The organism is Novosphingobium sp. 17-62-19 (assembly GCF_002256775.1).
GTDB lineage: Bacteria > Pseudomonadota > Alphaproteobacteria > Sphingomonadales > Sphingomonadaceae > Novosphingobium.
In genome coordinates, this window is the sequence record NZ_NCII01000004.1 from 1 (window position 1) to 13,188 (window position 13,188).

Sequence of the window (13,188 nt, forward strand, 5' to 3'; positions counted from 1 at the left end):
CATCACGTTGCCCCCTATGGCAGCATGATCAACCCGGCTTGGCCGGAGATCGCTAAGGCTACGCCGGCGAACCTACACCACCATATGGGACACGACCCGGACACGCCGTGACATAAGCATTAGCGCATTGGCTTCCGCTTTGCCTTGCACTGCCAAGAGCGATGCTTGCATCGTGATCTTTGCCACGATGATTTTTTGCCAGAGCTGCTTGAACATGGGGCGCGGGGCCTCCCATTGCGCTCGCATCCGGGCTGCTTGTGCGTGGTGACCGTCAATGGGAGACATGATGGCAACCGGGGAATGATTGGCCGCGCACATCACCATAATCGCGCCGCGTTCGGCGAGCGCGACAACCAGACTTGTCGTCCAGGTTACGCCGTGGGCATGAACGATGATGGCTTGAATATCGTCGAGCGCCACCCGCCCTTGTTCCTGACGATCAAGGCTGACAACCAGAAATCCACGATATGCGGACAGGTGCAAATCATCCGTGGCAATATCGACAATACGATCCATGCTATGCCAGTCTTTCGCCAATGAAGGCTGGCACAGCATGGATAATTAATGGTTAACGCGGTCCGGGATCAAATATACGGCCAAGTTCGTCGATGCGAATCTGTCGAGCCTTAAGCTTTTTCAAGCCACCCGCAGCAGGGGAAAAGAACTTGAACGGGTCATTCGGAGACTTATTACGCTCGTCGAGCTTTCCCGACTCTAAGTGGCCGACGAGACTAACTTGCGTTGGCCATATTTGCTTGACCAGCATAATCTCGCGCGGACCACCATCACGTTCTATAGCAATCAGATCGTTCTGCTTTAGACTAAGCACTTTTTTTGCCGCAGGGTGTGGCCGTGTATCCTTTGGCTGTTTTTGATGAGCGTCAAAAGTCGAGACCGTCACTGATTTCCATTTGCCGTCAGGCAAGCGCCAAACGTCAAATCGTGCATTGGAACTTCCCTTGTACGCCTTGAATGCTCGCCCATCAGTGTCGCGGATGGGAATTACGCTCAGAATCTCACGCACTCTCACATGGCGGATACCCTTGAATACTGGATTCGTTTTAGAGAACTGAACAAGCGCCTTTTCAAAATCCTTGCCGGATCGGCCCTCGGTTGCCTCCCAGAGTGCCCGTTGCAAGGCGGCATCCGGGATACGGATGGGATCGGTGATATCTGCCGGTTTGAGGCTGAGCAGGGGCACACGGTGAACAACAATCGGCAAGCCGCTGTCGCTGGTCAGGCCTGTAAGCCCATAGGCAGTGTCATTGTGCAGCCGCGCGGCGGTGGCGTCCTTACCCTTCGCGGGAACGCCCTTGCGACCATGATCTGCCTTGTGACTGACAACTACGCGATCAAGCGACTCACGTAAATTCTCGCGAAAAGTCTCCCACGGCTTGGGCAAGCCCACGAACAGCTTGTCGAGATTCTGATCCTCCGCGCGGCCTGCCGCTTTCGAAATCTCGTTCAACAGACTGCGCGTCGTAACTCCTACAACGGCGGCATCAATCGCATGATGGCGATGATCGAGACGATTTTTTGGTGCGCCGTTGTGAGGGTTCTCGACGTAATTATGGTCGCGAAGGATATCGTTCAGCCCCCACAGCCGCCGCAGCATCGCCGTCATGCGACCGGGGATCACATAAACGCCCTTTACGCCTTCCCCGGGCAAGCGGTCGGAAGGGCGTTCGGGATAGAGGCTGGACAGATAGGTCCGCGCCATCCGCGAAAGATATTGCGTGTCGGTCAACTGGCGCGCGATGAAGCCACCCTCTTGATCAAAGCGCTCCATCGCGTCGGGCGCAAAGCGCCAGCGTTTTGATGAATCAAGCCGACTGGCTTGCTCCGCAATGATCGGCCAGCGGCCTGTCTCGCCCCATTTATCCCAAGGCGTTTGATTGCCTTTTTCACGATTGCACGCCCTATGCGCCACAATTTTGTTGGCGGCACTGTCATCAAGCGAAATGGAATAGGGTATAATGTGGTCAATGTCGCAAGTGCCATCAAACAGTGACGCAACGCCGATGTTCCTGCCGCAGTAGGGGCAGGCATGATCCAGTGGATTTTTGGGACTGGACTCCTCCCACAAACGCAGGAGCATCCTGTTGGCACCTGTGTCCGGTTGCCCCAATCGCACCAGTTCGTCAGATCTCGCTTTTGCCGCGCGGGTGTCTTTATTGATCCGCTTGTTGTGCACCTCCTTTTGTTTCTCGTTCAATTTCAGTTCGCGCGCCAGTTCGACGACAATTTCATCCGGGCGGCCATGCACCTTGATGATGGCATTGAGCAGACGGCGAAGCTGGCCAAGGCCAATATGCACGGTGGGGTTTGTGATCTTGCCCCAGCGCGCTTCATCACTGTCCTGCGGATCGAGCGAGCCGGGCGGAATCTCACGCGAGAGGATTTCACCGTAATACGGCAGTTGGTCCAGTACTTCACCCGTCCGAAAATCGCTGTGCGACTTGCCGAGCGCAGCCTCTACCGCCTTATCGTAAGTCACCACATCTTTCTTGAGTTCGGAAAGGATCAGTCGGCTGGCAGTTTCTCCCAGCCGCCCATGACCTTCTGGCAAGCCCACGCGCCCGATGGCTTCGGCCTGTTCCGCAGTAACGCCGTGGGTGGCCATCAACCACTCGTGCAGGCGAACCGGGTCTTCCTCTTCGGCCACCGCTTCGATGATCGACCATTGCACGCCCGGATCGAAATGCGCCCAGCGACCGCCGAAGCAGTTTTTATGACTGAAAGAGGCAAAGATTTCATCGCCGACAAGACCAGTGCGGTTTTCGCTCGCCTTATTGAAGCTTTCGCCATCGGCCAGCTTCAACATCTGCCCGCCAGCCATCTTGGAGAACGAAAGCGTTTTCTGGACTTTTAACGCCCTTATGATCTTGTCGCGCTGATCGAGCGTCAGCTTGCGCGATGGCGCGCCCGCTTTGGTGATTTCAAGCTGATTGACCTCTTCATACAACCGCCGTTCCTGAAACAGCGGGTGCGCCTTGGGCAGACGCTCTTCTTCGTTGAAAAAGGTGCAGCCGCCGACCTTTGGTGCTTTCAGCGGGCGCTGGAAAAAGATGATGCGCCGCAGCCGGTCGTGGACGGCATCGGTCAGCAGCGCGGGATGATGCGGAGCCTGCGCGGCCCAGATTGCATCGAACTCAGCTTCCAGATGACGGCGTTCGGGGTAAAAGTCATAGCCGTCCCCTTCCGCGCGCATCCGCACACGTTTTGTATCCCTGCCAGCCAAAAACTCACCGTAAGTGCGTGCTCCTGCTTCATGCATTGCCAGATCGAGCGCCTTTGCACCGCCCGCGATCTTGCCGCCTTCCTTGTCATCCCCGGCCTTGCGCTCGGCCTTGCGGTTCGATTTGAACCCGCGACGCTGGTTCAGATGGAACAACGCCCGGCCCAGCAGATGGGGATTCAACGCTCCGTCCAGTGCAGTTGCGCGCAGAGCATAGGGATCAAACCCGGCCAGTGCTTTGGCGTCCTGAGCATCGGCGGGCATAAGACCGGTATCGATCAAAGCTTCCAGCAGAGCCGACCGACGCCGAACATAGCGATCACGCCGCCGCCGCATCGCCCGCGCGTCACGCCGGTCAACCGCCAGCGAAGCCCCTGACTTGGGATCACGCCCGTCCGAGAATATGCGAACGCCGATGTCGCGGATGCCAACTGGCATTCCTTGCCCATCAAGATTGAAAAGGCACCAGCCGATGCTGTTTGTTCCGATGTCCAGTCCAAGTCTGGTTGCCATGCCCCACTACTCCAATCTCAGATTGCACGTTATGGGACGATTTTGCCGCCCGCTACTGCGCGCTTGCTCGACACCACGAGCACAATGTATGCCCTAGGGACTCAATTTACAATAAAAGTTTGACAGTGGGCAGTCGATAGCACATGGTGCCCCCACATGACGGCACAAGCCTGCTCCGCTGGGGTCCAAACCCAAACGGAACAGGCTAGCTAAATCGGCCAATTCAGTGAAAAGTGACGATAGCATGAGTGCTTGGCGTCCACAACCGAGCGCGACCGCCTAGGTGAGCTTTTGATTCCACTGGTCTCAGTGAATCGATTTGAGTCCCTAGTTGCGGCCGGACCACCGATTTCTGAAACCCTTGACACCAACCGCGATTCCTGAAAAAATCAAATTTCAGAAATCGCAGGTCTGGTTGTTAACAAGCAACTTGATTGCACCAAATAAGGTGGGGGCTACGGCCCCCATTTTTGCACTGATGCTGATCGCCGAAAATCATGAGAGTTCGCCTTGGTTCAGCCATGCTAATTATAAAAATTGAAAAATACCATAATTATTATAAATGAACTATTTTTGACTTCCACCCGCTTTGCCAAAGATCCATTACCTGATTGGTCTTTTCTCGGCCTTGCCCTGCTGCCGTACAGGGCGAAGCCAATGAACTGCGGCAGGTTTCAGCTTTCAGGCATGACGCGCCATTGTCCGCGTAAGGACCAGACCTGAGATTACCGCTACGACGCTGATCATCAGTCCGGGGGTCGCTGGGGCATTCGACCAGCCTTGCAGGAGATAGGCAGCATAGGGCGCAGCGCCGCCGAACAGGGCAGTGGCCGTGGTCACGCCCAGCGCAAGGCCGCTGAGCCGGGTTCTGGCGGGGAACTGTTCTGCGGTGGCGACAGCGCCCACCGCGCTTACCCCGCCAGCCAGCGCTGCAAGGACCATCACGGCGGGCAGCGCCATCATGATGTCTCCGCTGGCGATCATCAGGAACATCGCCACGGGCAGCGCCGCGCACAATGTGCACAGCACCAGAAGTACGGATTTGCGGCCGATCATGTCGGATAGCCAGCCGGTGAAGGAAGTCACCACGATCACGACCAGCGCAGCGAAAGTCGACAGTTGTAGCGCGGTCGCTTCGTCTGCCGATCCCACGAGGCTGATGAAGGATGGCACGTAAGTGATACCCACGTAGTAGGTTATCGAGCCGAGCGCCGATATCACAAATCCGATCCCGATGCCTCGCCGCTGGTTGCGTACGGCATCGCCAAGTGGCGAGAGAGGCAAGGCGCGCGCTTGGGCTTCTGCCACGAATGCGGGCGGTTCCGGGATGATCTGGCGCAGCAGCCAGATGGCGGCAGCAAGCGCCGCACCGAACAGGAACGGGATGCGCCAGCCCCAGCTATCGAGGCTTTGCTGCGGCAGTGTTGCGGTCAACCAAGCGCAGAGGCCGACGGCCAACAGTCCGCCAATCTCGCTGGCCGCCGCCGCGCTCGACGTAATCAGGCCGCGCCGGTGCGCTGGTGCCGTCTCGAACAGATAGGTGACGACCGCCGGATATTCGCCGCCGACGCTGAAGCCCATCAGGCAGCGCATCGCGATCAGCAGCCAGCCCGCACTTGCACCGATCTGTGCGTATGTTGGCAGCACGGCCAGCGCCAGCATTGCGATGGTCATCAGTGTCATCGACAGGAGCAGCGTCGGCTTGCGGCCCCTGCGGTCACCGAACTGGCCAAAGGCGATGGCACCGATCGGGCGCATCAGATAGGCGATGGCGAACCCGGCAAGGGTCTTGCCCAGGCTCTCGCCATCCTCGCCGAAGAACACGCGTGAGAGCGTGGGGGCGAAATAGAGGCAGAGCGTGAAATCGTACCATTCGACCACGGTCGAGAGGCCGACCGCGATCATTGCCCGACGGGATTTGGGATCGGAAGCGTCGTTCACGCAGTGTCCCGTGCCAGCCTCAGCCCCATGAACTGCCAGCGGTGGTGAGGGTAGAAGAAGTTGCGGTAGGTGGCGCGCGTGTGGCCGCGCGGTGTGGCGCAACTGCCGCCGCGAAGCACGAACTGCCCGCTCATGAACTTGCCATTGTATTCGCCAATTGCACCCTCTGCTGCGCGGAAGCCGGGGTAGGGGCGATAGGCGCTGCCGGTCCATTCCCATGCGTCGCCAAAAAAGGCCGGGCCAGTGTTCGTTGGATCAGGGCGGATATTGCCGGGACCGTCCAGCAGGTTGCCTTGGGTCGAATCGTGCAGCGCCGCAGCCGCTTCCCACTCCGCCTCGGTTGGCAGGCGCGCGCCAGCCCATGTGGCAAAAGCATCGGCTTCGAAGAAGCTGACATGGCAGACCGGCGCTGCTGGATTGATCGTTTGGCGTCCCGAAAGCGTGAAGCTGGTCCAGCCATCGGCGGAATCCGCCCAGTAGAGCGGCGCCTCGATGCCCTGCGCTTGCCGCCATGCCCAGCCGTCCGACAGCCACAGGCGGGGATCATCGTAGCCGCCATCTGCCATGAAGGCGAGCCATTCGCCATTTGTGACCTTGCGGTCGGCGAGTTGGTGGGGATGTAGGAAGGTGGTATGGCGTGGCCCTTCGCAGTCGAAGGCAAAATCTGCGCTGCCTGTGGTATCCGCGCCGATGTCGACCAGCCCTTGCCTGCCATCCAGCCAGTTGTGGGGGACAGCGGTGGCGTGATGCTGGGCGTCCTTCTGCGCCCACACCGCGCACTCCAGCGGGTTCATCGAAAAGGCGTGGAGGATGTCGGTCAGCAGCAATTCCTGATGCTGCTGTTCATGCTGGCAGCCGAGTTCCACCATGGCCAGCACATCAGGCGACAATTGCCCGATGGCGCGCTCCATCGCTGCATCCACCGCCGCGCGATAATCAAGAATGTCTGCAAGCGTTGGGCGCGAGAGCATCCCACGCGCAGCCCGTGCCATGCGGGCACCTTCTGCTTCGTAGTAGCTGTTGAACAGGAACGGCCATTCTTCACGGTAGTGCTGGTACCCGGCCACGTGGTCGCGCAGAATAAAGGTCTCGAAGAACCACGTGGTATGGGCCAGATGCCATTTGGCGGGTGAAGCATCGGGCATTGACTGGATCGTTGCGTCTGCATCCGACAGGGGCCTTGCCAGATCCTCGGTCAATTTGCGGACAGCGAAATAGCGCGCCATTGTCTGCTGCATTAGCCTGCCACGCGCAGCAGGTGGACGCTGAACAGCGCGTCATCGTCAGTCCAAACGTCCACGCTGTCAAATCCAGCCTTGCCCGCCAGTGCAGCAAACTCGTCGATGGCATACTTGTGCGAATTCTCGACGTGAATTGCCTCGCCCTTTGCGAAGCGGAATGTCTGGCCGGCAATCGCGACGACCTGTTCGGTCTGGCTGACCAGCGATATTTCGACATGGCCCGGATCGCTGACATAGCGCGCACGATGGCGGAAAGCGTCAGTGTCGAAATCGGCACCCAGTTCCCGGTTGGCGCGGTGCAACAGGTTCAGACTGAACGCGGCGGTGACACCCTGTCTATCGTCGTACGCCGCTTCCAGAACAGCCACATCCTTTTTGAGGTCGACGCCAATCAGCATCATGCCGTCCGGCCCCAGTCGATTGCGCCATTCACGGAGGAATACCAGCGCATCGTCCCGCTCGAAATTGCCGATGGTCGATCCGGGAAAGAAGCAGAGATCGCGTAGTCCCTTGCGTGGAGGCAGATCCAGTTCACCCAGATAGTTCCCGCAAACGGCGCTTACTGCAAGGCCGGGATAACGAGCGCGCACTGCGGCGGCGGCGGAAGCCAGCGGCACAGGGGAAATGTCTATGCATACATAGGCGCGGGCCTGTTGCATTGCGTCGAGCAGGATTTCTGCCTTGCCGCCCGATCCCGCTCCCAGTTCGACGAAGCGGAACTCCTCACTGGTTGCTGCGGCAATGGCGTGAGCATTGGTTTCAAGGATACGGCGTTCCGTCCGCGTCGGATAGTATTCCGGTAGATCGCAGATGCGGTCGAAAATCGCAGATCCGGCAGCGTCATAAAGGAAACGGCAGGGGATCGCGCGGTGCGAGTGCGACAGTCCGTCCAGTACCTCGCGCAGGAACTCACCGGTGCCGGGGGTAGAGTCTTCGGTGGCGCGTTCAGTCTGGACGTCGTCGCGCTCCATCGCCGTGCTCTCGCTAAAATGCATACGGTTTTCCTGTTGGCTTGAGGTGGGCCGGTGGCACAATTAATTCATGCCTGAGCTGAGATGTTTGCCTGCGATCGGGAAGTCAGTCACGATATCATGTCCTGTTTTCCCGTCGCACTGCCGGTGCGGCACCAAGATAGAAGGTTGGCACAAAATGGCTAACGAACGGGCCGCGACAGCGTTCCGGCTGAGTTTAGCGGCGGTGTTTTACGCCAATGCGACGTAGGGAACGGCCCGCTATCAAGCCTTTTTGCGCCAAGCCAACCTTGTCACCCGCAGAATAGCGCTGCATGACCTTGCTCTCAATCTTGCAGCAAACTGTGCCGATCATTGTGTTTGATTGGCAGGATCGGGGAAGGCAAAGCCGCTACAGCATGGCCAGGCGTTACAGACTTCCATCGGTTGACCCCTTCCTGATCTGGCTTGTCGGCACCATCGTGCTTGCCAGCATCCTTCCCGCGCGCGGGGTCGCGCTCGCCGCGTTCGACATTGCTGCAGACTCCGCCATCGTCCTGCTGTTCTTCCTCCACGGCGCAAAGCTTTCGCGTGAGGCAGTGCTTTCGGGCATCGGCAACTGGCGCCTGCACCTGATGACGCTGGCTTTCACGTATGCGCTTTTTCCCGTCCTCGGTCTTGCCGCCGCCCGTACTTCGGGCCTTGTGATCGACCCTGCGCTGGCGCAAGGGATACTGTTCCTCGCGCTCCTTCCGTCCACCGTGCAAAGCTCGATCGCCTTCACCGCGATGGCGGGTGGGAACGTGGCAGCGGCGGTGTGTAGTGCATCGCTCTCCAACCTCGTTGGCATCGTGCTTACGCCGTTGCTGGTCGCGCTGTTCATCCACTCGGGCGGGGCGGGCGAAATGGACGGGCTTGGCTCTGTGCAGAAGATCGCAACACAATTGCTGCTGCCGTTCGTTGCCGGGCATCTTCTGCGGCCGGTCATCGGCAAGTGGATCGACAAGCACAAGAAGCTGCTCCAGCCGGTAGATCGCTCCTCGGTGCTGCTCGTGGTCTACTCGGCCTTCAGCGCTGCCGTGGCGAATGGCGTATGGCAGCGCGTGGGTCTGTTCGACCTTGGCGTGCTGCTGCTGGCATCAAGCGTCATCCTTGCCATCGTCATCGCGGTCAACGGTGTGGCCGCGCGCTTTGCTGGCCTGCCGCGTGAAGATGCCATTGTGCTTCTATTCTGTGGCTCGAAGAAAAGCCTCGTTTCGGGCGTGCCGATGGCAGGCGCGCTTTTCGCTCCGGCGCAAGTAGGCATGGTGATCCTGCCTTTGATGATCTTTCACCAGCTGCAACTGGTCGTCTGCGCATGGCTGGCAGGCCGTTACCGCGCCGAAGCAGAGGCCGCCATGAGCCCGCCGCGCGCGGAGGAGTGCCGTTCCGCATGAGCGTTCTTGCCGACCGCATTCACCGACTGCCTGAACGCAAACAATAGCTGTCTATCGAACGCATGTTGGTGCGTGATCCAAGTGTGCGCCATTTTATACATAGCCTACATCAAAATCTGATCCGGCCTGAAAATATGATCCGGCCTGTGCCGATTTCTCGCCATGCAAGGTGAGGGGATAGGACCTGCGGTCCTGTTCCCGCAACGCGACCGGCTGCATCAGCCGCCCGTGGGGGGCAGGGACATGGATCGGAAGAAGGCACTCTGGCTTGGTGTTGCAGGCTTCGCCGCCATCGGCGCGGGAGCCTATGCCTTTGGCGGCGGCGAACCGGACGAGAAGCGCAAGCCAGCAGCGATGGCGCGCCCGGCTTCTGCGGTGGCGGAGGGCGCAAAGATCGTGCCGCAACCTGCTGCGATGACCGCGGCAGGCCTTGATGCTTCGCGGCCCACCGATTGCCTGATCGAACCATCTGCCGTGGTGCGGGTGAACAGTGGGGTGGAAGGCGTGGTGCAGGCGGTGTTCGTTGATCGTGGCGACACCGTCACGCGCGGGCAGGTGGTGGCCCAATTGCGTGCCGATGTGGATCGCGCTGGGGCAGCAGCGGCGCAGGCGCGGGCGGGCAATGTCTTTGCCGAACGGGCGGCGGCCAGCCGTGCTGCCTATCTCGATTCCGTGCGTAAGCGCAGCGAGCAAATAGCGCAGTTCCTGGCCCGCGATGCGGTGGAAGAGGCGCAGGCCAATGCCCGTGCTGCGGGCGAAGAGCGGCGTGCGGCGGCGCAGAACCAGCGTGTGGCCGCACTTGAATATGCGCAGAGCCAGCGCGTGCTTGCCGAAAAGACCGTGCGCAGCCCTGTTTCGGGCATCGTGACCGAAAGGGTGATGTCTGCTGGTGAATATCGCGGGCCGGATGCGACGCATATCGTCACGGTGGCACAAGTCGATCCACTGCACGTGGAGGTATTTGCGCCGATTGCCCAACTCGATGCAATCAAACTGGGCGATACGGTGACGATCATTCCCGAAGATCCGGTGGGTGGTGAATACAATGCCGTGGTGAAGGTTGTGGACCGTGTATTCGATGCTGCCAGCGGCACCTTCGGTATGCGTCTTGAGCTGCCCAATCCCGGCAATGCGCTGCCTGCGGGTTTGCGCTGCACGATCCGCATCGGCGGAGCGCTGCCACTTCCACGACCGTCGCGGCCACCGGTTCGCCGACCTTCCACAGCCAGCTGAGCCATCAATCGATCCACGCTACTAGCAGGAGCCTGTCGCCGATGACCCGCAAGTTCGCGCTTCTCGCCTGTTCCGCAACGCTTTTGCTGACGGAATTCCCAGTCCAAGCTGAAACGTTGCAGGCGGCGTTGCAGGCCGCCTATGAAAACAACCCCACGCTTGGTGCGCACCGCGCTGCGGTGCGCGCAGCGGATGAAGGGGTGCCTCAAGCGTTGGCAGCGGGGCGACCGACATTGGAAGGCAGCGCAACCTATCAGGAGAACCTGCTGCGCGGCGTACCTGCTGGCGGCGGCTTCTTCTCCAACCCTCAGCGGCAGGTGGTGGGGCAAGTGAACCTTACTGTGCCGATCATCACCTTTGGCGCGGTGCGCAACAGCGTGCGTGCCGCCCAGAGCCGGGTCGAGGCGAGCCGCATGGGTCTGCGTGGGACCGAGAGCGAGTTGTTCACCAACGTCGTTGGTGCCTACATGGACGTGCTGCGCGACGAGGCGGTGGTGCAACTGAACGAGCGCAACACCGAAGTGATGCTCTTCACGCTTGGGGAAACGCGCGAACGCAATTCTGCTGGTAACCGTGGGCCGACCGACGTGGCGCAGGCTGAGGCGCGGCTGGCGCTGGCGCAAAGCCAATTGGAAACGGCCCGTGCGCAACTGGTGTCGAGCCGCGAGACCTATATCCGATTGGTGGGCCATCCGCCGGGACAGCTGGATGAGCCGGAAGTGCTGCCCAATCTGCCCGCAACGGTTGCAGGCGCAGTTTCCACCGCGCTGGCCAACAATCAGGAACTGCAGGCTGCGCGGGCAGAGGTGACGGCAGCAGGCTTTGATGCTGATGCAGCGCAGTCTGCGCGTCTGCCACGGATCAGCGGCGTGGGCAGCGTAAACCAGTACGACTATCTCGGCTCGCTGGCGCAGGGGACTGGGCCGAGGAACATGGACCAGGGTACCACAGCCTTTGTGGGGATGCGGCTGGACGTGCCGCTGTTCGATGGTGGGCGACAAGCGTCGCAAGTAAGGCAAGCCCGGGCAAGGCAGGAACAGACCGGAGAGCAGGTGATTGCTGCCGAGCGTGCAGTGGTGGCGCAGGCGCGTTCTGCCTATGCCACTTGGCAAGCGGCGAGCAAGGTGACCGAGACCGCGCGGCGTGGCGTGGATGCCAATCTGCGGGTGCTCACTGGCTTGCGTGCAGAGACGGCGGCAGGGTTCCGACCGCTGCTGGACAGGCTGAACGCCGAGCAAGAATTGCTGAACGCGCAGGTGACTTTGGTGACAGCGCGGCGCGATGCCTATGTGGCGGGCTTTGCGCTCTTGGCATCAATGGGGCTGGCCGAGGCCCGCAACCTGAACTTCGACAGTGGTGTGCTCTATGATCCGGTGGTCAATTACGAGGACGTGAAGGGGCTGCTGCTGAACTGGAACCCCGACCCTGTACGGCCGACGCAAAGCACATCGACGGCAGAGACGCCGCCGCAGGATGCAATCGTGGCACCACCCTCTGTCTCGCCGGTTCCACAGATCAATCAAGGGCAATGATGAATTTAGCCAGCTATTCTGGCGCATTTACCTTAGAGGAACCGCAGAAAGCGCCCTGTTTTCGGACAGGGTATGATAAAGAAAGCGGCAATCCGTTAACTAATATTGCTAGAAGCTTGTCTGTTTGGCATCCTGACCAGCATGGCCGGGAGTGGCGAGTGGACTACGCGAGATTGGCGAGCGACTGGCGCGAGGGTGATCGCGAGGCGGGCAATGTGCTCTTTTCGGCGCTTTCGTCCGAATTGCGCGCAATTGCCGCCGCTCGGCTGCGGCAAGAACGCAATTGCTCGCTCTCGATTGGAGACCTCGTCAATGAGGCGATGGTCAAGCTATTCCGTCTCAATCTCATCGAATTTCGCAGCCGTGCGCACATTCTTGCGCTGACATCACGGCTGATGCGGCAAATATTGGTGGACGAGGCTCGCAAGCGCAATGCAGCGCGGCACAACCATGAATCGGTAACGCTCAACACCAATGTCGCCGAATGGGAGATGCCTGTAGATCTGATGACGATCGACATGCTGCTGAAGGATCTGCACCTGATTGATCCCGAACGCTCGCAAATCGTTGAAATGCGGTTCTTTGGCGGCATGTCGTCCGAAGATATTGCCGAAGTACTGGGTCTTTCAGAGGCGACCGTGAAGCGCCGCTGGGCCGCCACGCGCGCTTGGCTGCGTCACCGATTGCGACATCCGTAAGGGGCGCAGCATGACGGGAGGCGACGGCATCCATCATGCAGAGCGCCGCGCCATGGCGCTTCTGGAAGAGGCGATGGATCAGCCGTTGGACGAACGCAGGGACTGGCTGGAAAATTGTTCCGAAGCCGACGATCAAGTGCGTGCGCTGGCGCTGGCAATGCTGCTTTCCGACGAATCGAGCGACGGATCGCTGCGCTGAGCGGAAGCGGCGATTGGCGCCCCGGGATTTTCACGGCCTCAGCGACAAATTCGTGATCCCGTACAACCCGTTTTGACGCCTTCCATTATGGGGGCAGATTGCATGTGCGGTAGCCCCGAAAATGGGGGGCTGGATGGGTCTTCGCGAAGCTTTGGCAAGCAACCGGGCTGCGGTCTGGCGGTTAACCTTTTGTAGCGGAGGTCGCCT

The 13,188-nt window shown here is 59.9% G+C and carries 10 protein-coding genes; 5 read left to right on the forward strand and 5 right to left on the reverse strand.

Features of this window, described 5'->3' with window-relative positions; translation table 11 throughout:
• Positions 1-72 precede the first annotated feature (72 nt).
• The 5 genes from B7X90_RS01085 to egtD all read right to left on the reverse strand — a co-directional run bounded on the left by B7X90_RS01085 (position 73) and on the right by egtD (position 7,928).
• On the reverse strand, positions 73-516 hold the full coding sequence (locus B7X90_RS01085) for a CRISPR-associated endonuclease Cas1 (RefSeq protein WP_292620941.1): 444 nt from the start codon (positions 514-516) through the stop codon (positions 73-75).
• 52 nt (positions 517-568) lie between these two features.
• Positions 569-3,751, reverse strand: a complete 3,183-nt coding sequence (gene cas9 / locus B7X90_RS01090; protein ID WP_366409648.1) for a type II CRISPR RNA-guided endonuclease Cas9 — start codon at positions 3,749-3,751, stop codon at positions 569-571.
• Between the two features lie 681 nt (positions 3,752-4,432).
• Positions 4,433-5,656 (reverse strand): MFS transporter, encoded by a 1,224-nt coding sequence (locus B7X90_RS01095; RefSeq protein ID WP_292620966.1) that lies wholly within the window; start codon positions 5,654-5,656, stop codon positions 4,433-4,435.
• A gap of 32 nt (positions 5,657-5,688) precedes the next feature.
• Complete coding sequence (gene egtB / locus B7X90_RS01100; RefSeq protein ID WP_292620945.1) at positions 5,689-6,918, reverse strand: ergothioneine biosynthesis protein EgtB; 1,230 nt, start codon at positions 6,916-6,918, stop codon at positions 5,689-5,691.
• A gap of 11 nt (positions 6,919-6,929) precedes the next feature.
• The gene (gene egtD, locus B7X90_RS01105) at positions 6,930-7,928 is read right to left on the reverse strand and encodes an L-histidine N(alpha)-methyltransferase (RefSeq protein WP_292620947.1); all 999 of its coding nucleotides are present in this window, start codon (positions 7,926-7,928) and stop codon (positions 6,930-6,932) included.
• Positions 7,929-8,302: 374 nt separating this feature from the next.
• On the opposite strand from egtD, the gene B7X90_RS01110 reads away from it, so the two are divergent.
• The 5 genes from B7X90_RS01110 (at position 8,303) to B7X90_RS01130 (ending at position 12,981) form a co-directional block, all read left to right on the forward strand.
• A complete protein-coding gene (locus B7X90_RS01110; protein ID WP_292620948.1) occupies positions 8,303-9,319 on the forward strand; it encodes a bile acid:sodium symporter family protein in 1,017 nt (338 codons plus the stop codon).
• A 243-nt stretch (positions 9,320-9,562) separates the two neighbouring features.
• The gene (locus tag B7X90_RS01115; RefSeq protein ID WP_292620950.1) at positions 9,563-10,552 is read left to right on the forward strand and encodes an efflux RND transporter periplasmic adaptor subunit; all 990 of its coding nucleotides are present in this window, start codon (positions 9,563-9,565) and stop codon (positions 10,550-10,552) included.
• 41 nt (positions 10,553-10,593) lie between these two features.
• Positions 10,594-12,084: a TolC family outer membrane protein gene (locus B7X90_RS01120; RefSeq protein WP_292620952.1), complete on the forward strand. Its 1,491-nt coding sequence runs from the start codon at positions 10,594-10,596 to the stop codon at positions 12,082-12,084.
• On the forward strand, positions 12,084-12,782 hold the full coding sequence (locus tag B7X90_RS01125; protein WP_292620953.1) for an ECF-type sigma factor: 699 nt from the start codon (positions 12,084-12,086) through the stop codon (positions 12,780-12,782). The genes B7X90_RS01120 and B7X90_RS01125 overlap by 1 nt, the downstream gene beginning before the upstream one ends.
• Before the next feature lie 10 nt (positions 12,783-12,792).
• Complete coding sequence (locus B7X90_RS01130; protein WP_292620954.1) at positions 12,793-12,981, forward strand: hypothetical protein; 189 nt, start codon at positions 12,793-12,795, stop codon at positions 12,979-12,981.
• Positions 12,982-13,188: the final 207 nt, after the last annotated feature.